This is a genomic window from Cohnella thermotolerans DSM 17683 (assembly GCF_000429825.1).
Lineage (GTDB): Bacteria > Bacillota > Bacilli > Paenibacillales > Paenibacillaceae > Cohnella > Cohnella thermotolerans.
The window spans coordinates 1-24945 of sequence record NZ_KE386964.1 but is presented as its reverse complement, the minus strand read 5'-3'; the positions used below and the strand labels follow the sequence as shown (position 1 = coordinate 24945).

The 24945-nt window shown below is 62.2% G+C and carries 20 protein-coding genes; 6 read left to right on the top strand and 14 right to left on the bottom strand.

What is annotated here, in order from left to right; genetic code table 11:
• Positions 1 to 12: 12 nt before the first annotated feature.
• From G485_RS0123080 to G485_RS0123070, 3 genes are read right to left on the bottom strand one after another with little or no spacing between them, the layout of a single operon-like run.
• A complete protein-coding gene (locus tag G485_RS0123080; RefSeq protein WP_051318513.1) occupies positions 13 to 861 on the bottom strand; it encodes a CheR family methyltransferase in 849 nt (282 codons plus the stop codon).
• Entirely contained in the window at positions 858 to 3785 is a 2928-nt protein-coding gene (locus tag G485_RS0123075) for an ATP-binding protein (protein WP_027094483.1), read from the bottom strand. The genes G485_RS0123080 and G485_RS0123075 overlap by 4 nt, the downstream gene beginning before the upstream one ends.
• Complete coding sequence (locus G485_RS0123070; RefSeq protein WP_027094482.1) at positions 3782 to 4945, bottom strand: PP2C family protein-serine/threonine phosphatase; 1164 nt, start codon at positions 4943 to 4945, stop codon at positions 3782 to 3784. The genes G485_RS0123075 and G485_RS0123070 overlap by 4 nt, the downstream gene beginning before the upstream one ends.
• 872 nt (positions 4946 to 5817) lie before the next feature.
• On the opposite strand from G485_RS0123070, the gene G485_RS0123065 reads away from it, so the two are divergent.
• Genes G485_RS0123065 through G485_RS0123055 form a run of 3 tightly spaced genes read left to right on the top strand, consistent with a single transcriptional unit; the run spans position 5818 to position 9276 of the window.
• Positions 5818 to 6861 (top strand): nucleotidyltransferase family protein, encoded by a 1044-nt coding sequence (locus tag G485_RS0123065; RefSeq protein WP_027094481.1) that lies wholly within the window; start codon positions 5818 to 5820, stop codon positions 6859 to 6861.
• Positions 6858 to 8039 carry a glycosyltransferase family 4 protein gene (locus G485_RS0123060; protein WP_027094480.1) on the top strand — a complete coding sequence of 394 codons (1182 nt, stop codon included), beginning with the start codon at positions 6858 to 6860 and terminating at the stop codon, positions 8037 to 8039. The genes G485_RS0123065 and G485_RS0123060 overlap by 4 nt, the downstream gene beginning before the upstream one ends.
• Positions 8029 to 9276 carry a hypothetical protein gene (locus G485_RS0123055; protein WP_051318512.1) on the top strand — a complete coding sequence of 416 codons (1248 nt, stop codon included), beginning with the start codon at positions 8029 to 8031 and terminating at the stop codon, positions 9274 to 9276. The genes G485_RS0123060 and G485_RS0123055 overlap by 11 nt, the downstream gene beginning before the upstream one ends.
• Before the next feature lie 58 nt (positions 9277 to 9334).
• On the opposite strand, the gene pruA is transcribed toward G485_RS0123055, so the two are convergent.
• A complete protein-coding gene (gene pruA / locus G485_RS0123050; protein ID WP_027094478.1) occupies positions 9335 to 10906 on the bottom strand; it encodes an L-glutamate gamma-semialdehyde dehydrogenase in 1572 nt (523 codons plus the stop codon).
• Positions 10907 to 10939: 33 nt separating this feature from the next.
• Complete coding sequence (locus G485_RS0123045) at positions 10940 to 11854, bottom strand: proline dehydrogenase family protein (RefSeq protein ID WP_027094477.1); 915 nt, start codon at positions 11852 to 11854, stop codon at positions 10940 to 10942.
• A gap of 254 nt (positions 11855 to 12108) precedes the next feature.
• Here G485_RS0123045 and G485_RS0123040 point away from each other — a divergent pair, with 254 nt between their 5' ends.
• Complete coding sequence (locus G485_RS0123040; RefSeq protein WP_027094476.1) at positions 12109 to 13863, top strand: sigma-54 interaction domain-containing protein; 1755 nt, start codon at positions 12109 to 12111, stop codon at positions 13861 to 13863.
• A 48-nt stretch (positions 13864 to 13911) separates the two neighbouring features.
• Here the strand turns inward: G485_RS0123040 and G485_RS0123035 are convergent, their stop codons facing one another.
• From G485_RS0123035 to G485_RS0123000, 8 genes are all read right to left on the bottom strand, one after another.
• Positions 13912 to 15210: an amidohydrolase family protein gene (locus tag G485_RS0123035; RefSeq protein ID WP_035157881.1), complete on the bottom strand. Its 1299-nt coding sequence runs from the start codon at positions 15208 to 15210 to the stop codon at positions 13912 to 13914.
• Between the two features lie 16 nt (positions 15211 to 15226).
• On the bottom strand, positions 15227 to 15922 hold the full coding sequence (locus G485_RS0123030) for an NAD(P)H-dependent oxidoreductase (protein WP_027094474.1): 696 nt from the start codon (positions 15920 to 15922) through the stop codon (positions 15227 to 15229).
• 186 nt (positions 15923 to 16108) lie between these two features.
• Positions 16109 to 17209, bottom strand: coding sequence for an ABC transporter substrate-binding protein (locus G485_RS0123025; RefSeq protein WP_051318511.1), 1101 nt, complete (start codon positions 17207 to 17209; stop codon positions 16109 to 16111).
• Between the two features lie 69 nt (positions 17210 to 17278).
• Positions 17279 to 18616, bottom strand: a complete 1338-nt coding sequence (locus G485_RS27925; RefSeq protein WP_035157879.1) for an amidohydrolase family protein — start codon at positions 18614 to 18616, stop codon at positions 17279 to 17281.
• Between the two features lie 28 nt (positions 18617 to 18644).
• Positions 18645 to 19529 (bottom strand): ABC transporter permease, encoded by an 885-nt coding sequence (locus G485_RS27920; protein WP_084423461.1) that lies wholly within the window; start codon positions 19527 to 19529, stop codon positions 18645 to 18647.
• 15 nt (positions 19530 to 19544) lie between these two features.
• Positions 19545 to 20882 (bottom strand): FAD-binding oxidoreductase, encoded by a 1338-nt coding sequence (locus G485_RS0123010; RefSeq protein WP_027094472.1) that lies wholly within the window; start codon positions 20880 to 20882, stop codon positions 19545 to 19547.
• Between the two features lie 37 nt (positions 20883 to 20919).
• Positions 20920 to 21693, bottom strand: a complete 774-nt coding sequence (locus G485_RS0123005) for an ABC transporter ATP-binding protein (protein WP_027094471.1) — start codon at positions 21691 to 21693, stop codon at positions 20920 to 20922.
• A gap of 19 nt (positions 21694 to 21712) precedes the next feature.
• On the bottom strand, positions 21713 to 22522 hold the full coding sequence (locus G485_RS0123000) for a creatininase family protein (protein ID WP_027094470.1): 810 nt from the start codon (positions 22520 to 22522) through the stop codon (positions 21713 to 21715).
• A 316-nt stretch (positions 22523 to 22838) separates the two neighbouring features.
• Here G485_RS0123000 and G485_RS0122995 point away from each other — a divergent pair, with 316 nt between their 5' ends.
• Entirely contained in the window at positions 22839 to 23615 is a 777-nt protein-coding gene (locus G485_RS0122995; protein ID WP_027094469.1) for a DeoR/GlpR family DNA-binding transcription regulator, read from the top strand.
• 5 nt (positions 23616 to 23620) lie between these two features.
• Here G485_RS0122995 and G485_RS0122990 read toward each other — a convergent pair whose 3' ends face one another.
• Positions 23621 to 24538 (bottom strand): AEC family transporter, encoded by a 918-nt coding sequence (locus G485_RS0122990; protein ID WP_027094468.1) that lies wholly within the window; start codon positions 24536 to 24538, stop codon positions 23621 to 23623.
• Between the two features lie 202 nt (positions 24539 to 24740).
• Between G485_RS0122990 and G485_RS0122985 the strand changes: the two genes are divergently transcribed.
• The coding region (locus G485_RS0122985) for a transposase (RefSeq protein ID WP_035156768.1) at positions 24741 to 24945 on the top strand (205 nt) is incomplete at its 3' end.

The window sequence follows — 24945 nt, the reverse complement described above, 5'->3', positions numbered from 1 at the left end:
ACGGCACCCGCATCAGCGGACTTTCCGATAGATCCGGTATTCGTCGTTCCACGTCTCGTAACGAGCGGAGAACTTCGTGAACGCGACCGTCTCCTTCCCGCCGAGGATGAGGAAGCCGCCGTCCGCCAGGCTCTCGTAGAGCAATTGATGGACGCGCTCCCTCAGTTCCGGATTGAAGTAAATCATGACGTTGCGGCAGAAAATGAGGTGAAACTCGTTAAAGGAGCGGTCGGTCACGAGGTTGTGTTCCGCAAACACGATCCGCTCGGCGAACGAAGCCTTCAGCCGCTTCGTGCCGTGGAACGTGTCGCAATAGGCCGCAAAATCGCCGCTGCCCCCCGCTTCCCGGTAATTCCGCTCGTACAGGTCGACCCGGTCCCGCGGCAGAACGCCCTCCCGGGCCCGGCGCAGCGCCGTTTGGCTGATGTCGGTCGCATAAAGGCGCGAGCGGTCCAGCATGCCTTCTTCATGCAGAAGGATGGCCGTCGAGAACGCCTCTTCCCCGGAAGCGCAGCCCGCATGCCAGGCGCGCACGAACGGCAAATGCTGCAGCTCCGGAACGACCCGTTCGCGCAGCCAGCGGAACATGGCCGGGTCGCGGAACATCTCCGTCACCGGAATGACCAAATCCGTCAGCAGCCTGTCGAACGCCTCGCGGTCGTGCAGCACCCGGTCTTGCAGCATCGAGATGGTGGCCAGCCGCTCCATCGTCGTCCGGTACCAAATTCTTCTTCTTATCGAAGGGTAAGCATAGTTGCGAAAATCGTAACCGTACCGCCGGAAAACAGCCTCCAGCAGAAGCTGGATCTCGATCCGTTCCACCTGTTCGTCGTATTCGGGCAATAATGGTTCTTCGATCATCGTGACAGCCACACTTTCAATAAGGATAGCAATTGGTCGATGATGACGGGCTTGGCCAAATAATCGGAGGCGCCCGCTTCCAGACATTTGGCGCGGTCGTCCTTCATCGCCTTGGCCGTAAGGGCGATGATCGGCAGCTCGCTCCATCGCGAATCGCCGCGAATGCGCGACATCGCCTCATAGCCGTCCATCTCCGGCATCATAATGTCCATCAGGACGAGGTCGACATCGATGCCGGATTCGAGCAGCTCGATCGCTTCCTTGCCGTTCTCGGCGGTATAGACCCGGATGCGGTGCCGGTTCAATAAACTGCTGAGCGAAAAGACGTTGCGAACGTCGTCGTCGACGAGCAGCACCGTCTTCCCGGCCCATGCCGCCTCCCCGGCGCCCGGACGCGCGCCACGCCGCCCCTCTCCGGCTTTCTCTTCCGGCGCCTCGGCCATCGCGTCCGCTTCGTCCTCGCCTCCGAACATGCCGGGAACGGCGGGGGCGTACGCCGGCGCCATCTCATGCGGCGCCGCTTCTTCCTCCCTGTAGCCGATCGTCTGCGGCACTTCCGGGAACTTGTCCGCCTCTTCTCCGGGCAGCGGGCAATTTTCGGGCAGCACCAGCGTGAAGCGGCTCCCTTTGCCCGGTTCGCTGCTTAGCGTAATCCACCCGCCCAGCAGCTGGGCGAGCTCCCGGCTGATCGTCAGCCCGAGGCCGGTGCCGCCGAACTTGCGGCTCGTCGTGCCGTCGGCCTGGCGGAACGCTTCGAAAATGACTTCCTTCTTGTCTTCGGGGATGCCGATTCCCGTATCTTCGACCTCAAAGGCGACGTACGACCCGCCCGCTGCGGGCGCGCCGTCCGGAATCTCGCCTTCGTACCGCCGGATGCGCAGCGCGATGAAGCCCTCCGAAGTGAACTTGACCGCGTTGGAGAGCAAATTGCGCAAAATTTGCTTGAGCCGGTAGCCGTCCGTGAACATAACGGGAGGGGCATCCTCTTCCGCCGCGATCGAGAACGCGACTCCCTTCTCTTCGGCGATCGAACGGTACATATGCTCCAGATCCACCGTAATATCCTCGATGAGAGTCTGCTCCGGCGTAATTTCCATTTTCCCCGCGTCGACCTTGGCCAGGTCCAAAATCTCGTCGATCATCTTCAGCAGATCGTTGCCGGACGAATAGATCGTCTGGATGTAATCGAGCTGCTTGTCGGTCAGATTGCCCTCGTGGTTGTCCGCGAGAATTTGCGACAGGATGATCAGACTGTTCAGCGGCGTGCGCAGCTCGTGGGACATATTGGCGAGAAATTCCGACTTGTACTGGGACGCCAGCGTAAGCTGCATCGCCTGGCGCTCCAGCGCGGCGTTCGCCTGGGCGATCTCGCGGTTTTGCCTCTCCGCCTGCCGGTTCTGCTCCTCCAGCGCCATCGTTTTGACCGTCAGCTCCTGGTTCGTGTGCTCCAACTCTTCCTGCTGGCGCTGCAGCCGCTCTTCGGAGCGTTTCAGACGCCCGGCGTGAAGCTCCAGCTTCTCGTTCGTCTCCCGCAGCTCCTCCTGCCGGGAGATCAGTTCCTCGGACTGCGCCTGGAGCTCTTCCGTCATCGCCTGGGATTCGCGCAGCAGCTCCTCGACCCGGCAGCGGGACTGGATATTCATCGCGATGTAGGCGAACTTCTCGCCAAGGCGCTCCAGCAACCCCCGCTGCAATTCCCCGATCGGCTGGAAATAGGCGAGCTCCACGACCCCGATCGTCCGGCCGTCGGCCTTGATCGGCTGAAGCACGAGCTGCGACGGCTCTTGCTCCCCGAGACCGGAACGGATCTTCACATAGCCGGGCGGGAGCGAATCGATGGTCATCGGCTCGCCCCGCAGCGCGCATTGGCCGATCAAGCCTTCGCCGATGCCGAAAGCGGCGGGCGCGTCCGAACCGGAGCTGGCATACACGCCGTACCGGGTAAGAAGATTCGGCGCGGACGGACTGTCGTCGAGCAAATAAACGGCCCCGTAAGCCGCTCCGAGAACGGGGGCGAATTCGTCGATGAAGGCTTGCGCCACGCCGTTTAGGTCGTTGTAGTCCCGCAGCAGCTCCGTCGTCCGGGCCATCATGGCGTCGGTCCACGATTGCTGTTCCTTCACCAGGTTGTACAGCGCTTCGCGCTCGTTTTTGCTCTGGAGGTCGAGGGCGATTTGCTTGAACACTTGCGCCAGTTCCCCCAGCTCGTCGGTCGAACGGATTTCCAGCCGCCGAAATCCCCGCAGCCTCCCTTGGACGAATTTGTTCGCCATGAGCGTGAGCAGATTCAAGCCTCGCGTAATGCTCGGGATCACCCATTGAATGACGCCGAGGCCGATCAACAGCCCGATGACCGTCAGCACGGCGACCCAGCGGACGGACTGGCTGTACATCGAGCGCGTCTGCTCCATCTCCTGCTCCATCGTCTTCTGCTCGTACGTGACGAGCGAACGGAGCGAGCCGGTCACATTGTCCTGGCGGGAACGCCCCAAGCTTTTGTACAGCTCGAAAGCCCCGTCCCGGTTCCCCTGCTCGACCAGAACGACGAACCGCTCCAGAAAATCGCCGTACCGTTCGCCGTCCCGGTTCACCTGATCGACCAGCTGCTGCTCCTCCGGATCGTTCGACCTCCCGGACAGCTTCTCGAGCTGTGTCCGGAACGTACTCAGCTGGCGTTTCAGCTCGGCCACGCTGAGCGTATCGCTCTCCAGCGCGCCGACCAGCACGTCGTTCACGGAACGGCCGGACGTGTCGACGGTGGCTCTGAGGTCGATCACATCCCGAACCTTCACAAACCGGTGATCGTAAAAATGGCCGAGCCGATCGTTCATCCGGCTTAAACGGTCGTAGCCGAACGCCGTAATCCCGACCAGCAGCGCGAGGAGCACGGCGAAGCCGAGAAGAAGCTTCGTCTTGATCTTCATGCCTTCGCCTCCTTGGCCTTGGCCACCATCCGAACGATGCAACGGTCATCGGACCGCCTATCCAGCGAGGGCTGCAGAAGCAGCTGCCGCAACGTCTCGTCATCTGCGCCGCCAAGCTCGATCCGGCGGATCAGCTCCGCCTTTTTCGCCTCCACGTCGCCGGGGAACAAGTCGAGCAAGCCATCGGTATAAAAATAGACGGCATCGCCGGGGTGGACGGCTATCGTCTCCGTCCGGACGTCAAGCGACTCGAACAAGCCGATCGGCGCGCCCGTCGCGGCCATCGTCTCCGTGGGGCCGCCCCCTGCGCGGACGACAAGCCCGGGAGGATGCCCGGCGTTGACGTATTCCAACACGCCCCGCTCCAGGTCGACGGTCGCGCAAATGCCGGTGCAATAATAATGGACGAGCGCGTTCTCGTAATGAAGCTGGCACAGGCGCCGGTTCAGCTCCTGCACGATACGCTTGGGCGTCAAATGCATCCGCATCGCCTCCTTGAGTACGGATGCGGAGAACATGCTGATGAGCGACGAGGAAATACCGTGCCCCATGGCGTCCATGACGGCGACGGTAATTCGGCTGCGGTCGAACGCGTGCCAGGCGTACAAATCGCCGGCCAACTGTTCCGAAGCGCGGAAAAAAGCCTGCAGTCCGTACAGCTCCTCGTCCAGCGTCTGAGGGAGTACAGCCGCCTGCACTTGCCGGGCCAGGTCCAGCTCCTCCCGCATCCGCAAGTCCCTTTCCTTGTGCCAATCCATCTCCCGCTTCAACCGGAGCGCCGACCGGATCCGTGCCAGCAGCTCGATCTTGTTGATCGGCTTCGTCACATAATCGGTCGCGCCGGCGTCAAGCGCTTCCGCCAGCTTGCGCGAATCGCCGATCGCCGTCACCATAATGACGGGAATGTCGCGCAGCTTCTCGTCCTGCTGCAGCAACCGGCACGCTTGGATGCCGTCCATGTTCGGCATCATCAGATCGAGCAGGATCAGATCGGTCGGCATTCGGTGCGAGTCGCCGGACGATTCCAGCTCCGCGCGGAGCAGCCGAAACATCTCTTCGGCGGAATTCGCCGCGCTGACCTCCTCGTACCCGGAGCGCTTCAGCATCTCCTGCACGACCATCACGTTCATCGGATTGTCGTCAACGATCAATATATTCATAAACAACGTCTCCTCCGTCCCTTGTCTTTCAGCCTATAGGAGCTTCCGCCAGCTGTAAAGCGCAAGCGGCAAACGGGAATAAGGAATGGGCGGCCCAAGCGCTCATTCCTTATTCCCGTTTGCCTCCCGCGTTCAGGCCTTATTGTCCGGCCGGTACGAGAACCTTGCCGCGATCGCGTTCCGCTTCCTAGCGCTTCGCTTGCTCCCGGTCGATTCCCATGGCCTCCATTTATCCTCGAAGCTCGTCTCGTTCACGCCCTTTACTTACCCGTCCCTCGGAAAATGAAACAAGCTCTAAGCGCCCCGGGCTCCCGTTCCCACCGGCCTGCGGTCTTCGGACGGCGAAGACAGGCTTCGCCGAACCGCCGCCCGGATTGACGACAATGACGAGCTTATCTCCGGATTCGGGCGCAGCGAAACAAGCCAAGGATCGAATCGGACCTGGTTGCGCGGAATTCGGTTTTCTCGACCTGCCGCGAGGGGCCGCTTCCCGATCGGTTGTTGTCCCTCGCTCCCAGCGTTTAGAACTCTTGTGTTTTTTCCATTTTTCCAGTAAAGTAGGCGGTAACGCAGGCACCCCGGTTCCTGATCGCCGCCGTCCGTTCGCAGGGAGCACGCAGCAAGGGACGCACCAGACCATCCATCACGAGCCGAACCAATCACAATACCAAACCGACGACGCCTTCCCATCGCGCAAGCGAACGGGGAGGCGTTTCTTTACGCATGCGGCCGTCAGACCCGGAAAAGCCGGGTTCGCACAAAAAGAGCGTCATCCGGCACGAGGAGGTGTGTTTCTTTTTTGGCCGGTTGCGTTAATAGAAAATCAGGTGCCCGACTGAGGGTGACAATCAACATAACGGAGGCTGATCTGCATGAAAGCATTGCTCCTGGCCGGAGGATTGGGAACCAGACTGCGGCCCTTGACCGAGAATATGCCGAAGCCGATGGCGCTGGTCGGCAACCGCCCGTGGCTGGAACACCTGATTCTCCATTACAAGCAACAGGGCATCGATAGCTTCGTCATCGCGGTCAAACATTATCGTCAGATTATAGAGTCATACTTTGGCGACGGCTCCAAGCTCGGCGTCTCGATCGACTACGCCGTCGAGAAGGATTTGCTCGGAACGGCGGGCGCGATCAAAAACGCGGAGCCGCTGCTCGGGGACCGGTTTATCGTCGTCAACGCCGACATCATTCATCATATCGATCTGAAATCCGCCATCCGGTTCCATGACGACCACGACGGCATGGTGACCATCTGCCTGACCAAGGTGGAGGATCCGAGCTCCTACGGCGTGGTGGAAATGGGCGAAGCGGATCGAATCCGCTCCTTCGTCGAGAAGCCGAAGGCGGGCGAAGCCCCTTCAAATTGGGTGAACGCGGGAATTTACATCATGGATCGCGCGGTTCTCGGTTATATTCCAAGCGGCAGAGCCGTATCCATTGAAAAAGAGACATTTCCTCTCCTAATTCGCAACGGCAGCGGCGTCTATGGCCACCGGATGAACGGCTACTGGATGGATATGGGCACCACCGAGCGTTACCGCCAGCTTCATTGGGATGTGCTGGACCGGCGTTTTCCTTTGCCGATTGACGGCAAAGAGCTGGACGACAAGGGCATTTGGCTCGGCGACAACGCGAAGATCGGGCAAGGCGTGCTGCTCGTCCCCCCCGTCATGATCGGCAACAACGTCACCATCGGCGACCGCAGCATCATCGGCCCTTATTCCGTCGTCGGCAACGGCTGCCGGATCGGGGGCGGCGTCCGAATGGCGAACACCATTCTCTGGGATCGCTGCAAAATCCGGTCCGGAGCGCAGCTGAACAAGTGCATTTTCGGCTCCGGCACGCACGCAGGCCCCCACATTTTACACGAAGCGGTTTGCAACCGCGCCTTGGAGGTGCAACGCCCATGAATTCATCCCCGTTTCAAATTGCTTATGTGAGCACTTACGTGCCGAAAAAATGCGGGCTGGCCACATTCACGCATCATTTGCGGGAGGCGGTCTCGTCGTCCAGAGGAACGGCCGTGGCGGATCCTGTCGTCGCCATGTGCAATCCGGACGAATTGAATCAATACCGGGAATCCTGGCATTATCCCATTCTTAAACAGGAGATCGAAGATTATCGGGAAATGGCGGACATCTTGAACCGCAGCTCCGTCAGCGTCGTGTCGCTTCAGCACGAATTCGGCATTTTTGGCGGAGAGGCCGGGAGCCACGTGCTGGAGCTGCTGGATCGTCTGAAGAAACCGGTCGTCACGACGTTCCACACGGTGTTCGAGACGCCGCCGGAGCCGTACGCCTCCGTTCAGGCCGCCATCGCCGAACGAAGCGACCGGATCCATGTCATGAACCGCAAGGCCGTCGGCTATCTGCACGACCACTTCCGCATTCCGCTGGAGAAAATCGCGTTCATCCCGCACGGAGCGCCGGTGCCGAACCGCCGGGAGCGCACGCTGACGCGCAAGCAATACGGCTGGGAGCACCGGAAGGTGCTGTTCCAGTTCGGGCTGCTGAGCCGGTCCAAAGGGATCGAATCGCTGCTCCGGGCGCTCGCCAAAGCGGTAAACGCCGTTCCGGACCTGCTCTACATTATCGCCGGGCAGACGCACCCGGAGGTGAAGAAGCACGAAGGGGAAGCGTACCGCGAGGAATTGAAGGCGCTGATCGCGGAGCTGGGGCTGCAGCACCACGTTCGGATGATCAACCGCTACGTGCCCGAGGATGAGCTCGTCTCCCTCATCTCGGCGTGCGATCTGTACGTCACCCCCTACCCGGGCATGCAGCAGATTACGAGCGGCACGCTGGCCTACGCCGCAGGACTGGGCCGCCCGATCTTGAGCACGCCGTACAGTTACGCGAAAGATTTGGTTCAAGGACGCGACGAGTTGTTGCTGCCTTACGGAGACACGGAAGTCTGGAGCTCGAAGATCATCGAGCTGTTTACGTTCCCGGAGCTCCTGCTCAACTGCGAAAGATGGATGGCGGAAATCGGACGCAGCATGCAATGGCCTCAAGTAGGTGCGCAGTATTTGGGGCTGTTGGAGCGGGTGGCCGCAAACAAAGAATGGAGCATGGCGGATGTCGTCTGAGCAAGGGCGGTGGCGCGGCGACGCGCCTTCCTTCGTCCATCTGCGCAGAATGACGGACGATACGGGCCTGCTGGAGCACGCGCTCGGCCGCATCCCGAGACGTCAGGAAGGCTACACGACGGACGACAACGCCCGCGCGTTGTGGACGGTGACCGAATGGCTCGATCCCCGGCATGCCGATCGCGTCGGGGAAGCGGACCGGGAGGCGCTGAAGTCGCTTGCGGACGTCTACTTGGCCTTTTTGTTGTGGACCCAGAAGGACAACGGCTGGTTCCACAACAACGTGGCATACGACCGGACGCCGGAGCCGGAGGACGTCTCGCACGATTGCCAAGGTCGCGCCGTCTGGAGCTGCGCCGACGCCTGGATCCGGCTGGGCGCCGGGCAGCGCGAAACGGCGTTCGTGCTGTTCCAGAAGTCGATGCGGACGATCGGCGAGATCGATTCGCTGCGCGGTCAGGCGTTCGCAATGGCCGCGTGCGCCCATCTGCTGGAGGCGGCGAACAAAGGCTTAGTCGCCCTGCCGGACGGCTGGGGCGCGGAGCTGAAGCATCATTTGGACCGGCTGGAACGGCTGCTTGCCGGTGCGTTCCGCCGCTTCTCCCATAACGGCTGGCGATGGTTCGAGCCGGCCATGACGTACGGCAACGGCGTGCTGCCGTGGGCGATGCTGCGGGCTTTCCGGGTGACGAGGCGCGCGGAGACGCTCGAGATCGGCTTGGACAGCCTGTCCTCGCTGCAGACGGCGATGACCGCCGAGAACGGCGGATTCCGGCCGATCGGCAACGAGGGCTGGTGCACGCGGGATTCCGTCAGCCTCTGGGACCAACAGCCGCTCGAGATGTTCAAGCTGGCGCTCGCCCTGGAGGAAGCCGCGATCGCATTGGAGTCGGCGCGAAGCGACGGCGTGTCCCTGCTGGTATCCGCTTCGGCTTCGTCCGACGGCTGGAGCCATTCCAGGACCGGCACGCTGACCGCCGAGCGGGACGACGATACGCGGGTCGGCGAAGCGCAGCTCGTGGACATCGACGAGCATGTCGCCTCGCTGCGGCGGTCGCGGGACCGTTGTCTCTCGTGGTTTTACGGGGACAACGACTTGCGCGTCCCGATGGTCGACCCGAGAGATGGCTGCTGCTGCGACGGCCTGCAGGCGAACGGCCCGAACATGAACTGCGGCGCCGAGGCGGTCTTGTCGTACTTGATGACGCAAGCGCTTTGTGCTGCAAAGAACGATTGACGTCAAGACAGCCCCGCGGGGCGGCAGGCGAATGCCGCCGCTTGCGGGGCTGCTTTTATTATTTTTTGCGGGAGATCGCTTTGGCTTGCGTAAACAGCAGCAAATAATCGCGGCCGCCCGCCTTGGAGTCCGTTCCGGACATGTTGAAGCCGCCGAACGGATGGGCGCCGACGAGCGCGCCGGTGCACTTGCGGTTCACGTAAAGGTTGCCGCAATGCATGATGTCGGAAGCTTCCGCGATGCGGTCCTCGTCGGTTGAGAAGAAGGAGCCGGTCAGCCCGAATTCCGTGTCGTTGTACAAGTCGATCGCTTCCCGCCAGTCCTTCGCTTTGCCGATCGCGAGCACCGGTCCGAAAATCTCCTCCTGCATGATCCGCGCCTTGCCGGGCACGTCGGCGAAGACGGTCGGCTCGATATAATAGCCGTTGCCGGGCGCCGCCCCGCCCCCTGCAAGCAGCTTGCCTTCCGTCTTCCCGATCTCGATGTAGCCCAGAATTTTCTCATAGGCGCTCCGGTCGATGACGGGACCGACGCTGAAGTTCTTCTCCGGCAATCCGACCGCAAGCCGCTTCGTCCGTTCGACGACCTTGGCGACGACCTCGTCGTATACGGATTCGACGATGAAGGCGCGCGATCCGGCGGAGCATTTCTGTCCCTGGTAACCGAACGCCGACACGACGATCGCCTGCGCCGCCGCGTCCAGATCGGCCGTCTCATCGACGACGATGCCGTCCTTGCCGCCCATCTCGGCAACCAGCCGTTTGATCCAGATTTGTCCCGGCGCCGTCTCGGCGGCCAGCCGGCTGATGTGCAGCCCGACTTCCTTCGAGCCGGTGAAGCTGACGAACCGGGTTTTCGGATGCGAGGTCAAGTAATCGCCGACTTCCGCCCCGCTGCCCGGGATGAAATTGATGACGCCCGGAGGCAATCCGGCTTCCTCCATCAGCAGGGCGAACTTGTGCGCGACGACGGGCGTCGCCGATGCCGGCTTCAGCAGCACCGTGTTGCCGGCGACGATCGCGGCCGTCGTCATGCCGACGCAGATGGCGAGCGGGAAGTTCCAGGGCGGAATGACGATACCGACGCCGAGCGGAATATACTCGAGCCGGTTGTCTTCGCCCGCCGCCTTCGTGAGCGGCAGCGTCTCGTTAATCCGGCTGAGCCGAATCATCTCCCGGCCGTAGAACTCCATGAAATCGATCGCCTCGGCGGTGTCGGCGTCGGCTTCCGCGTAATTTTTGCCGGCTTCCAGAATCATCGTCGCCGAAAAATCGTGCTTCCGCTTGCGCATCAGTTCGGCAGCCTTGAACAAATACTGCGCCCGCTCCGCGGCGGGAACCTTTTTCCATGACTCGAACGTCCGCAGCGCGGCCTGCATCGCCTCTTCCGCCAGCGCCCGGTCCGCCTTGCTGACGAGTCCGACGATCTCGCCCAAGTCGCCGGGATTGACGGACACGATCTTGTCTTCCGTCATCACTTGCCTGCCGCCGATCCGGAGCGGATACTCGCGCCCGAGCTCCGCTTTGACTTTGGCGATCGCCGCCTCCATCGCCTTCCGGTTCTCTTCGATACCGAAATCGACGAACGGTTCGTTCGCGAACGGCTTTGCCGCTTGCAGTGGGATCGTCATCGGATACCTCCTGGGAAGTGGGGTGGGGTCATCCTATTTGAACAAATTTTTCAGAACAAACCCGGCATTCGCCGGCCGTTCCGCCAAGCGCCGCATGAAATAACCGAACCAATCGGTTCCGTAAGGGACGTAGACGCGCACTTTGAAGCCTTCCCGAACGAGCCGGAGCTGCAGTTCGTCGGCGATGCCGTACAGCATTTGGAATTCCATCTTCTCCTTCGGCAGGCCGTGTTCCGCCATCAGCTGCTTGGCGTACTCGACCAAGCGCTCGTCGTGGGTCGCCACCGCCGCGTATTGGCCGCTCAACAGCTGCATCCGGACCAGCTTCCGGTAATTGTCGTCGACGTCTTTTTTGTCCGGGAAGGCGACCTTGGGCGATTCCTTGTAGGCGCCTTTTACCAACCGCAGATTGGGCCGAAGCTCGCGAAGCTCCTCAAGGTCCCGCTCCGAGCGGTACAAGTACGCCTGAATGACGATGCCGACATTGTCAAAGGAGCGGCGAAGCCCGCGGTACAAGTCGATTGTCGCCTGGCAATGGGCGTAGTCCTCCATGTCGATCCGGACGAAGTTGCCGTACTGCCGCGCTCTGTCGAGAATAGAACGAATATTGCGAAAACAAACCTCGCGATCGATGTCCAGGCCCAGCGAAGTCAGCTTTAGCGACAGATTGCAGAATACGCCCGCCTCTTCGATCGCGTCCAACGTGCGCAAGCACATCGCGGCCGATTCGTTCGCCTCTTCCGCTCCCGCGACGAACTCGCCCAGATGGTCCAGCGTCGCGGCTCGCCCCGAAGCGTTCAGCTTGCGAACCGCTTCGATCGCCTGCCGGATCGTCTCTCCGGCCACGAACCGGGAGGCGCCGAAGCGAAGGCCGTATTTGCGGGCCAGCTTGTTGGCGGAGCGGCTTCTCCCGAGCGATTGAAACGCGTTCCGCAACAGGACGTCCAAGAAGGCTCTCCCCTCCCCATCCGCTGTTCATTTTGTAAAAAATGTCATCCTTTCTACTTTGAATTATATGTGGATCGTTTTAAATTGTACATAAATTTTACACTTATACATCCCTCTTTGTTTTATGTTCAAATTTTGAACAACTTATAATTTGCCCCGTCATGCTGTGCATGCCGTTTGTTGTACCATTCTTTTTTTCGTGATAAATTGAAGTCAACATGTTCCTTCACGACTGTCAAACGACGAGGTTGCCTATGTTCAACGATGAACACTTGCCTATCATCCGGCCTTTGCATCCTGCCGCTGCAGACGCTACGGTCCGCGATATTCGCGACCTTCTGCGGCAAGGAACCGCCGTCTGCCTCCCGGCCGAAGAAGGCCGCGCCTTCTTGCTTACCGCCGACGATCTGTGGCTGTTCGACCGGGAGGACCCGGATTCGGCGGCGGCTGTCTTGCTGGCTGATCGCAAGAGCCTTCTGTCCGTCGTCCTCCCTTATTCGGAAGCGGCGGACGGCGGCTTCGGCTCGCTCGCGAAGCTTCCCGCCTCCGCTGGGCGGCCGGTCGTCTTCCGCGCCGAGGACGGGACGTTCGCCGGATACGCCGGCATGGCGGAGATTGCGGCCTTCGCCCTTCGGGAGCGCGAGCGTTTCGCTTCCTATTTCTTTACGCTGGCGGAGACGGCTACGGACGCGGTAACGGTCGTCGACCGCAACGGCACCGTCATCTGCTGGAATAACGTCGCGGAAGAGACGTACGGCATCGCCAAGAAGGACATCCTGGGGCGGCGGATCGGCGAGCACTTCCAGCCCGACGCGCTCATGGTGCTCAAAATGCTCGACGAAGGGCGCACGATCCGCAATACGTACCACCGCCCGCGCCCCGGCAACCACGTCCTCATCAACGCCTCTCCGGTTCTCGACGGAGAAGGGCGCATTATCGGGGGCATCGCCACCGAGCAGGACATCACCCGGCTCGTTCGGCTGAACGACGAGCTGATGACCGCCCATGCGCCGCTTTTCGAGGAGGGGGCTCGTGCGGACGATCCTTTCGCTTTCGTGAAAGGGAAGGGACCGCTGATCGGCAACGCCATTCGGCTCGGGAGGAAAGTCGCGGGCACGGACATTCCGATTCTGCTCATCGGCGAACCGGGGGTCGGCAAGCATCAGCTCGCCCAAGTTATCCATCAGGCCGGGCCGCGGGCTGCGGGGCCGTTCCTGACGGTGCATTGCGGCTCGATTCCCGCAGCATTGCTTGAGGCGGAGCTGTTCGGCTATCAGGGAGGGGCGTTCTCGGGGGAAGGGGAAGGAAGCGCGGGGAAGCTGGAACAAGCGGATCAAGGCACGATTTACCTGAGCGAGATCGACCGCCTGCCGCTCGACGTTCAGACGAAGCTGGTTCGCTTCCTTCAGGAGCAAACCGTCTGCCGCATCGGCGGAACCGAGCCGATTCCCGTGCGCGTCCGGGTGATCGCGGGCACCGGCCGCGACTTGGGCGAGATGGCCCGGAGGCAGGAGTTCCGGTCCGATCTGTACTACGCGCTCAACGTCATCCCCATCGCGCTGCCGGCGCTAAGGGAGCGGAAGGAGGACATTCCGGCGCTCGTCCAGACGTTCGCGCGCCAATTCGCGCTGCAGTATCAGAAGCCGATTCCGCAATTCGCTCCCGAGGTGCTGCTGTCGTTCGCCAATTACGACTGGCCGGGCAACATTCACGAGCTGATGAGCGTCGTGGAACGGTGCCTCATTCTGAACGACGAAGAGCGGATCACGCTCTCGCATCTTCCGCCGCAGCTGCAAAAGGAGCAGCCGAGTCTCGAACCCGGCGCTCCCGGGCAGGCGGACCGGGCGATCAAATGGTGGAAGCCGCGGAATACGGAGGAAGAAGAAAAGGCGCTCATCCGCGAGGCGCTGGCCCATACGGACGGCAACAAGAGTGCGGCGGCCAAGCTGCTCGGCATCTCGCGCGGCACGTTGTACAACAAGATAAGGGAGCTCCAGTTGGAGCTGTAGCTTGCTGAGAGGCTGCGGGGGCGCGGGCCGTAACCCGATATCGGCGGCTTACAGCTCCTCCAGGCGCTCAGCGCTCCAATCATCCCGCAAGCTCGCGACCGCGGGAACCGTCTCCGCCACCACGCGTCCGCGCCGGAAGACGTAGCGCGGCGCCGGCCGGCGCCCGATCAGGTCGCGGGCGTCCTCGGCGTCGAACAGCAGGAACGAAGCGGGCGTCCCTGCCCGGAATTCGCCGTTCCGGTACCCGTACGCTTCGCCCAGCTGCATCGCTTCGGCGCCGCCTTCCGTAATCATGCCGATCAGGGCGGCCAGCTCCGAGCGCCCGCACATGTGGGCCAGATGCGCGGCCATGTGCGCGGCGTCGAGCGGATTGCCCGTGCCCAGCGGGTAGAACGGGGTGCGAATGTCGTCGTGGGCGAGCGCGACGTTGACGCCCGCGCGGTGGAACTCCTTGATGCGCGTAATTCCCCTCCCCTTCGGATAAGCCTCGTAGCGCCCTTGCATCACGCTGTTGATCAGCGGGCAGGCGACGATCGAAAGGCCGGAACGCTTGACAAGCCCCAATATTTTCTGAAAATAAGCCTCGTTATAGTAAGCGGCCGCGTTGGCATGAGCCGCCGCAACCCGCGACGTCAGGCCGGTCGAGAGGGCAAGCGAAGCGCATACTTCGAGGAATCGGGACGATTCGTCGTCCGTCTCGTCGCAGAAGACGTGCACGAACGCGCCCGTCCGTTCCGCGAGGGCGAACGCTTGGCGCAGCGACAGCACGCCCTCCTCCCGAGTCGCCTCCAGATGGGGAACCGCGGATACGCCGTCCGCTCCCATCCGCAGCGCCTCCGCCATGCGGGCTTCGTTGTCCGGAGAGGACGCAATGCCGTCCTGGGGAAAAGCGACGATCTGCATATCGATCCGGTCCCGGTACCGTTCCTGGAGCTCCAGCACCGCCTCCAGCGCGGCCAGCTTCGGATCGCCGATGTCGACCATGGCGCGCAAATACAGAACGCCGTGCCCGATGTAAAGCCGAATCGTCCGCTCCGCCCGGGCGATCACGTCTTCCTTCGCGAGGCCCGCCTTGCGCGCGCCCCAGATCGCGATCCCTTCCGCCAGCGTTCCGCTCTCGTTCCATACCGGGTCGCCCGCCGTCAGCGTCGTGTCCAGATGAACGTGCGACTCCGCAAACGGCGGAAGAAGCAGCCTTCCGCCCGCGTCGAACACGTCCGCCGCCCCGGCGTCCGACAAATCCCCCAGCGCGGCGATCAGGCCGCCGACGACGCCGATGTCGGCCGCTTCGCCGCCGCGTCCCGCCAGGCGGGCATTCCGCACGATCAGATCATATCGCTTCGTCATCGTCATCCCCGCCATCTTATTTAATGCCCTTGGTTGCTTCGGCGAATCGCCCGACCCGGGCTCCCAACCGGCCGGCCATCGTCAGCTCGCGCTCGTCCGGCGTCCGGGAACTGTCCGGTCCCGCCAGCGTCGACGGTCCGTAAGGCGAGCCGCCGATCGGGTCCGCCGTCAAATATTCCGGATTTTGCGAATAAGGAAGCCCGACGAAGATCAGGCCGAAATGCAGCAGCGGCACGATGGCGGTCAGAATCGCCGCTTCGTGGCCGGTATGGATCGAGCCCGCGCTCGTCATGACGCCGGTCGGCTTGCCTTCGAGCTCCCCGCTCGTGCATAAGCTTCCCGACAGGTCGAGGAACGACTTGACCTGGGCCGGCATCGAGCCGTAGTAAGTCGGGTAGCCCCACACGATTCCGTCCGCCCACCGAAGATCGTCCGCCGTCGCCTCCGGAACGCCCGCTTGCTCCCGTTGGGAAGCTTCATATTTCTCCCAACGCGCGCCCACCCGGAAAGCGCCGGACAGCCCTTCGTCACGCCCTTCCCTCCGCCGGCTCGGATGGTCGAGCAGCGCCGTGACGTTGTCGGGCGACCGAAATTCGGGAATACGCACGATGCGGGCCGTGTGCCCCGCCTCCGCAGCTCCCTTCGCGGCCGCCTCCGCCATGCGGTGAACATGTCCGTAAGCGCTGAAATAGACGACCAGGACGTTCGCCATCCCCATTCCTCCCCGCGAAAAATGCAGGACCACGACGCGAACGCGCTCGCGGCCCCTTTCCAAATGCACGATCGGCCGATCCGCAACCGGGAACCGGACTCCCCTCGCACGCCTTCCTGACCGCCCGAACGCCGCGCGACCGTTCTTGCCGCCCGCTTCACCGGCCCAGCCTGCATGACAACCAGCTTACGACTTGGCCGGAAGGAACTCGTTCGTGAACACGTCGTCGACCGGTTCCACCTTCTTCAGCAGGCCGATATCGACGAGCTGCTTCTGCAAGCCCTCCCAGATGTCCTTGCTCATATAGCCGACGCCGTGCGTCTCGGCGTCGCCGCCGTAGACGAGCGGCTCCTGCGCCTTCGCGCCGAACGCCATCGCTTCGAGCTTCAGGTCGGGATTTTTCTCCTGCATAACCTTGTTGATCTCTTCCGAATTGTCCTTGTAGTAATCCCAGCCCTTAACGGACGCTTCGACGTAGGCTTTGACGATGTCCGGATGCTTCTTCAGATAATCTTCCGTCGTGTAGAGAACGTTGCCGTACTGCTTGTAGCCGAGATCGTAGTTGAGGAAGTATTCGGTGTCCACCCCTTCCTGCTCCATCGTGAACGGTTCGGAGGTGACGTAGATTTGCGTGGCGGAATCCGGGTCGGCGACGAAGTTGGCGAGCGAGCCCGTGTACTTCAGCTCCTCGACCTTGTCCAGCTTGTAGGCTTTCTTCAAGTACTCCCAATAGGACGCTCCGCTGGCGATATACACTTTATGGCCGTTCAGCTCGGACAGATCCTTGAATTTGCCCTTATGGAACATGATGCCTTGCGGGTTCTTCTGGAACGTCGCCGCGATCGCCACGAGCGGGATGCCGTTCTGCCGGGCCAGCAAGATTTCGTCCGCCTGCCCCATGCCGAATTCGGCTTGTCCCGAAGCGACGATCTGCGTCGAGGAGACGCCCGGTCCGCCGGACTGGATCGTCATGTCGAGCCCCGCGTCCTTGTAGAAACCTTTGGCGAGAGCGGCGTACTGGCCGCCGTGCTCGGGTTCCGCGAACCAGTTCGTCACCTGCGTCACTTTCGTCAGCTTCGTCTCCGATGAAGACGACGGCGATCCGGAAGCCGAGCCCGATGGGGACGCGGACGGCGATGCGGAAGCTCCCGAAGATTCGCTCGATGACGGCGAAGCCGCCTTGTTGTTGCTTCCCGATCCGCAGCCGGCCAGGCTCAGGACGACCGCGGCCGCCAGCGCCAGCGCGGCCAGCTTCGTGTTCGGGCCTGCGATGTTTTTGCTCAGCATGTTTCTCTTCCTCCCTTATCCTGTATCCATCTATGCGTGCATCCGCCTGCCGCGGATTAACACCGGCCGTTACGGGCGGGAAGCCGGCACGAAGGGAGCCGAATCCGCCCATTGCCTCGTCCATTCGGAGACGCACGTCCACCGCGATTTGTTGTACACCCAGCGGCCGGCCGGCAGCTCCTGGAACAGCTCTTCGGCCGAATGCGCGTCGATCGCGACGAACCGGGCCGGGTTGCCCGGAGCGATCCCGTAATCCGGAACGCCGGCGATCGCCGCCGGGATGTGCGTCAGCATGCGCAGCACCTCGGCGATATCCTCTTCCCCGGCCATATGCGCGGCATAGGCCGTCATCAGGCCGATCTGCAGCATATCGCCGCGGCCGAACGGATGGAACGGGTCCTGAATGTTGTCGGAAGCGGCGGCGACGGGCACCCCGGCTTCGGCCAGCTCCCGAACCCTGGTGACGCCGCGCCGGACGTTGCCCCGGTCTCCCCGGCCCTGCAAATACAGATTGACCGCCGGCAGCGTCACCGCCGCGACGCCGGCTTCCGCCATCTTGGCCATGAGCCGCTCCGCCTCGCGATGGTCCATCGCCGCCAGCGAGCACAGGTGCCCCGCCGTCGCCCGGCCGCCATATCCGCTGCGCCGAACGTAATCGCAATAGATGTCGATCGTCTTGACCGCGGGATCGTCCGATTCGTCGGTATGCAGATCGATCGGCCGGTCGAACGCCGCCGCCATCCGGAACGCCCAGCCGATGCCGGCGGCGGGATCGGGCGTCAGGTGCGGAGCGCCTCCCACGCCGTCCACGCCCATGCGGAGCGTCTCGGCGGCGAACTCGGTCAGTTCCCTTTCGGCCGAAGGCTCGTAGAAGTACATCGGGAAATACTGAATGTCGACCGCCCCGCTCACGAGCTCCCTCGCTTCCAGCGCCGCCTCGATCGTCCGCATCGCCACGTCGCGCCCCAGATGGACCGGCACGTCGAGATGGCTGCGCAGCGTCGCCGAGCCGTAGGAGGCCGCCCGAAGCGCCGCCATCACGATGCGGTCGCGGATCGTCTCCTTCGCAAACGCCGGCGCGGCGGCCCTGTAATTGGCGATCGCCTCAAGCAAGGTGCCCGAGCGGTTGCGCACGTGCGGGAGCGAGTAGGCTTTGTCGAGATGCATGTGGGCGTCGACAAAGCCCGGCAGCAGCACCCGGCCCTCGAGATCGAGGCGCGGGGCCGCGCCTAGCCGGTCGATGCCGAGAGCGGCGATCGGCACGTGGTCGGGCGATTCGACCGGACCGGCCTGCGGCTCGACCGCAACCCATACGCCGTCCCGGACGGTCAGCCGGAACAGCCCGCCTCCGTCCGCAAGCGGCAGTCTGGCGTTGAGCAATTCCATGTCCGCGCTGGGAACCGGCATGGACGTTCACCTTCCTTTTCGCACATCATCAACCTTCGGAAGCGTTCATCTCGGATTCGTGCCAGGAACTGAGCATCCACTTGGAGAAGGCGTTCACGAGCAAATAAAACGCGATGCCGAGCAGGGAGGCCGACAGACCGCAGGCGAACAGGTAAGCGGTCTGCAGCCGGGCGGCGGACACTGTGATCGCGTAGCCGAGGCCGCCCTTGCCGCCGCCGATGCCGGCGATATATTCGCCTACGATGGCGCCGATGACGGCCAAGGTGCAGGAAATTTTGAGCCCGGCGACGACGTACGGCAGCGCCGCGGGAATGCGCAGGCGGAACATCGTTTGCATCGGGGAGGCATTGTACAGATGGAACAGGTTCTTCATGTTGTGGTCGGTGGAGTTCAGGCCGATGAGCGTATTGGACAGCATGGGGAAGAAGCCGATCAGAAAAGCGATTATGACGATGGCGTTAATGCCGGCGCCGAACCAGATGACGATGATCGGAGCGATGGCGACGATCGGAATCGTCTGCATGATGATCGCGTACGGATAGACGCTGCGCTCGATCAGCTTCGAGCTGGCCAGCGCGATGGCGAAGCCGACGCCCAGCACGATGCTGAGCAGAAAGCCGAGCACGGCTTCGGAGATCGTCGTATAGACGGACACCCACAAATTCGACGCGTTCTCCGCCGCGGCCCGCACGATGTCGGACGGCTTCGGCAGCAAATACGGCTTGATGCCCGACAGCCGGCAGACGAGCTCCCAGCCTCCGACGAACACGGCGAACGCCGCGACCGGCGGCAACGCCCGAAGCAAGCGGGACGATCCGAACGGCTTCGCTCTCCGCGCCGCTTCCGCCTTCTTCATCGGCACGGGGCGCACCCCCGAGCCTCCGACCGTCTCGGTGACGAGTTCTTCGTTCATGCGCTTCTCCCTCCTTTATCGTTCGCCTACCGGGATTTGAAGCTTGCCCGGATTCAGCAGTCCGCGCGGGTCGTTCGCGCGCTTGGCCGCCAGCATCGCCTCCAGCTCTCCGCGGCCGCCCATCTCCAGCGTCCACGTATGCGGATCGTTGATGCCGACGCCGTTGGAGCGGAAGAAGGCGATGATCTCGTAAAGCCGCTCCCGGGTCGTGTACCGGACGACGGGCAGCGACGCGGGAACGACGACGCCCGCCGAACGGATAAATTCCAGATGCATGAGCACTTCGTCGCCGTATTCGGCTTTGATGAGGCGGATTTGCCGGAGAAAATCGGTCGGGTGAAAGCCCGCCTGCAAGTAGGTATACGAAGGGTCGGCCTTGAGCGCCCACAAGGTGGTATGGTTCCAGGTGAAGTCGGACAGGCCGATCGTCTTGCGGTACTGATCGGAGGGGATCGTGTAGCCGATGCGTCCGCCCGCCGCCTCCGCATGAGCGGCCAGCGCCTGCTCGCTGCCGTCCGCGGTCTCCAGCAGACAGGCGGCCGAGCCGCTCTCCAGCCGTTTGACGATCGGCTTGAAGAAGGAAGGAATCGGCCATTCGACCGGCGCGACCAGCCGCTTGCGGATCGCATCGTCGAGCGCGACCGCGTGGGCGAAGCGGCAGCACGCTTCGAAGCCGTCGAATTGCGCCACCGTTTGCCTCCATTCCGTGCGGCGGGCGATCGGTATGGCCAGCTCGGTCAGCACGCCGTTCGTGCCGTAATTGTGAATGTAAGCGGGCAGCTCGGAGCCGCGGACGACGATCCGCCGAGGCGCCTCCTCCATCGTGTAGATGACAGCTTCCGTGACGTTGCCGTCCCACAGATTGCCCCAGGTGATGGAGCCGATGCCGCCCGATCCGCCGCAGACGAACCCGCCGACCGTCGCCTTCATGAACGTGCTCGGGTAGATCCGCAGCTCCTTGCCGGTCTCCCGCAGCTGCTTTTCCAACGCTCCCAGCCGGACGCCGGCCTGAACGCGGGCCTCCTCATCCCCGATCTCGAGCACCCGGTCGAGTCCGCTCAAATCCAGCACGATGCCGCCCTCCAGCGGAACGGCCTGCCCGTAATTGCCCGTGCCCGCGCCCCGGGTCGTCACCGGAATGCCTTCCCGCCAGGCGAAAGCCAGCACCTGCGCGACCTGCTCCTCCGATTCCGGAACGACGACGGCTTCGGCGCGTTTGTCCCGAAGCAGCGGCTCCAGCACCGGAGAGTACCAATAATAATCCTTCGACAGCTTGTCGACCTGATCGAAGCCGAGAAGCAGCCGCTCCGGCCCGACCAATTCCGCCATTTCCTTCGTCCATTCAACCGACATGGGCGAACCTCCTATCCGGAATGCTTTTCTATGCGAATCAATGCTTGAGCGCCTCGGACACCGACCGGACGATATCGCCGAATTCCGGGGTCGTGCGGAACGTCTCGTCGCGGGGAAAAGGAACCGGCACGTCGATCATCGCGGCCACCTTGCCGGGCCTCGGCGTCATGACGGCGACGCGGGTCGACAGGAAGACGGCCTCGAACACGTTGTGCGTCACGAAGAGCACCGTCATCCGGGGATCGCGCCGCCAGAGCTCGAGCAGCTCCAGTTGAAGCGTCTGCCGGGTAATCTCGTCGAGCGCGCCGAACGGTTCGTCCATGAGCAGCAGCTTCGGCTTGGATACGAGCGCCCGCGCGATCGAGGCGCGCATCTTCATGCCGCCGGACAGCTGCCTCGGCATCGCCTTCGTATAATCCTTGAGCCCGACCAGCTCGAGCGCGCGCTCCGCCTCCTCCTTCCGCGCCTTCCGCGACACGCCGCGCAGGGCGAGCGGCAGCGAGACGTTGTCGATGACGGAGCTCCAGGGCAGCAGCGTATGATCCTGGAACACGAACGCGGTGTCGCTCTGCTTGCGCGCCTGCTTCGGGGAAGTCCCCATCACCTCCAGCGTTCCTTCCGTCGGGCCGGAGAGGCCGGTGATCATTTTGAAAATCGTCGACTTGCCGCATCCGGAAGGACCGACGAAGCAGAGGAACTCGCCTTCCCGAATCGTCAGGTTCACGTCCTGAACGGCGACCGTCCCGTTGGGGTATACCTTGGACAGCCGCTCCATCTTCACCCATTCTTTCGCTTCCGCCGCAACCGTCATCGGCCGTGCCCTCCTCTCCTCAATTCCGTTCCCGCAGCGAGCTCATCTCGAACGCCGCGATCTCCAGCAGCGCCTCCGCCAGCAGCGGCCCCGCTCGCTTCAGCATCGCCTCGCCCCGGTCCGGCGCCGCCTTGGCGGCGTCTCCGGCGATGCCGCTCGCGGAGATGTCTCTCGTAATCCAGGCGAACGACTTGGCGCGCAGCGACAGCGCCGACGTTCTCGGGAAGCGCGGCATTTCCCGCGGCGCGAGCTCGGGCTTCACCCAATCCGGGCACACCGCCATCACGAGCGACGTCTCGACGTCACCGGCGTGGATGCCGCAAGCCTTCTCCTCGTCGTCGGTGAACGGATCGCTGTAGCCGACGGCGCCCGGATCGAGCCGGAACACCGCCATCCCCGTCGCGATGCGGATCTCCCTCGCCATCATGCCGAGAAGATCGGCGTTGCCGCCGTGCGTATTGAACAGAAGCAGCTTCCGGAAGCCGCTGCGGGCCAGCGAGGCCGCGATGTCCTGGAGCACCATCATCAGCGTCTGGGCCGACAGCGTGATCGTGCCGGGATACTCCATATGCTCGGTGCTTTTGCCGTAAGCGACGGAAGGAAGCAGCCAGATCGGCGCATCCTCGGGCAGATGCTCGAACGCCGCCGCCATAAACGCTTCGCCCAGCAGCGTGTCGGTGTAAACCGGCATGTGCGGCCCGTGCTGTTCGACGGCGCCGACGGGGAGGACGATCAGCGCGTTCTCTTTGGGCATCGCTTCGATCTCCTTCGTCGTCAGCCGGGGCAGAAACCGGCGGTCGAAAGCCTTTCCTTCATAACGGAACGGCATGCTCTCACCTCATTTTGTCGGAATGCGCTTGTCATTTTACTTAACATGAATTAGGGCAGGTTGTCTGCGGGGAACCGTCTAACGGATCGTCATGGCCTCAATAGGCAAAATATTCAGTCACTTTGTTTCACATGAAATTAACATGTTTTGACGAATATATTACACTTATATCACGCAAACGAAAGTTTGTATAGTCTAAATTCACATCATTCGCACATCTTTTTCACATTTTCTTACTGACAACCAAATGGGATGGAAGCTATAATGACAAAAAAACCGATCAGGCGGTCATGCCGGTAACAGGGAGGTTTGTCGCATGCTCACGGGAACTCGTCGCCATGAAATTTTGAAGACGCTGGAGCTGAAGCAGCAGGTCACCATTCCCGAACTCGCGGAGCAGTTCAGCGTATCCCATATGACGATTCGGCGCGATTTGGATTTGCTGCAATCGGAGGGCAAAATTCAGCGGTTCCACGGCGGGGCGGTGAAAATCAAGCGGTTTATGGGGGCGAAGTACGACCAGCGCGCGAACGAGAACAAGGCGGAGAAGACGGCGATCGCGCGGGAAGCCGTCAAGCATATCCAGGACGGCATGAGCATCATTCTGGACGCGGGGACGACGGTTGCGGCCATGGTGGACGAACTGGAGCGGTTCAAGGGGCTCAAAATCATTACCCGGGACTTGCATACGGCGCTGCTGCTGTCGAACGAAGAGCGGTTCCGCAGCTTCGACGTGTACTGCACCGGGGGGCGGGTGAGCAAGTGGGCGTACAGCCTGGACGGCATCTATGCGGAGAAAATGATCGGATCGCTGACGGTGGACGCGGCGTTCCTGACGTGCGAGGCGATCTCCCACGCCAAAGGTGCGATGGCGTGGTCGCCGGTTCTCGTCGGCGCCAGGCAGACGACGATGAGCGCCGCCGGCCAAAATATTTTGCTCGTCGACTCCACCAAATTCAGGTACAACTCGCTGGCGATCTTCGCCGGCCTCGACGAGTTCGACGAGATCGTCACGGACGACCGGCTCGACGAAGACGAGGCCGACGTCTATCGGAAAGCCGGCTATCCGCTGACGGTCGTGCCGGTCGAGTAACGGGCTTACAGGCCGCCCGCCCAGTGGATCAGCAGCGGAAGATAGAGGAAGCTGGCGAGCGTCGTGAACGCCACGTTGACCGCGACCAGCTCCTTGTCCCCTCCGTACTTCTCCATCAGCACGACGGAATTGATCGCGGAGGGCATGCTCGACTGGACGAACAGGACGGACGCCTCCAGGCCGTGAAGCCCGAGCAGCCGGATCGTCGCCCACGACAGCAGCGGCACGAGCACGATCCGCATCGCGAGCGACACCCAGATCTCCTTGCGCCAGCTGTTGCGCCAATTCGTCTTGCGCAGCTGCACGCCCAGCAGGAAAAGCACAAGGGCCGGATAGGCGTTGCCCACCAGCTCAAGTCCTTCCGCCAAGCTGTCCGGCAGCTGGATGCCGAATGCAAAAAGCGCGATTCCGACGGCCGCGGCGTAAATGAGCGGCGTTCGGCCCGCCTGCTTGAGCGCCTGAAGCGGACTGAAGGAGGCGCGGGACGCCAGGAACACGCCCAGCGTGTTGACGAGAATAATATGAGTGACGACGTTCGTGACCCCGATCGCGAAGCCTTCGGCGCCGAAAGCGAGCAGCAGCAGCGGAAGACCGTAGTTGTTCGAATTGGCGAAAATCGTCGTCAAATCCATCGCCCTCCGCGACGGGAGGCCGAAGCCGCACAATCTTCCCACCGCCGCGGAGGACGCCCAGCAGAGCGCGGTCTGGACAAGCGTGAACAGCGCGATGCTGCCGAAGACGGAGCCGTTCAGGTCGCTTGCCGCAAGCGCCGATACGATCAGGCAAGGCGACAGCACATAGAGGCTGATGTCCGCCAGCTGGCGCGAATCGGGGGATTTAAACTTTTGATACGCATAGCCTAACAAGCAGGCGAGCAAAATCGGAACGCTTACGTTTGCGAACAGGGAGAAGTAGGCCGCCATAACAATCCTCCTCGGTTGGTTCTCCCTATTCTAAGGTCAACTCCCCTCATCGATTAAATAGGGCTTGCTGAACGAACAAAAAATCCTTATTCCACAAGGGATTTGAGCTACTTTTGTCGAATTTATCTGCAAGGAAAACATAGAAAATTGGCAAAAAACCTTGCAGATGGAGTGAGCGAACGTGTTCGTGCCGAATCGGGATATGGCAGATCTGTTGGAAAATTTCTACTTACCCTTTGGCGGGAAGCTTAATCCTGGGAATCGCTGGGTACAGCTTGCCGCACTCATCCCTTGGGATAAAGTGGAAGAGAAATACTTCCAATCCTTCTCATCGATCGGCATCGGTCAAAAAGCATATTCGGTTCGCATTGCACTCGGTGCCCTCATCATCAAGGAGCGCCTTGGTT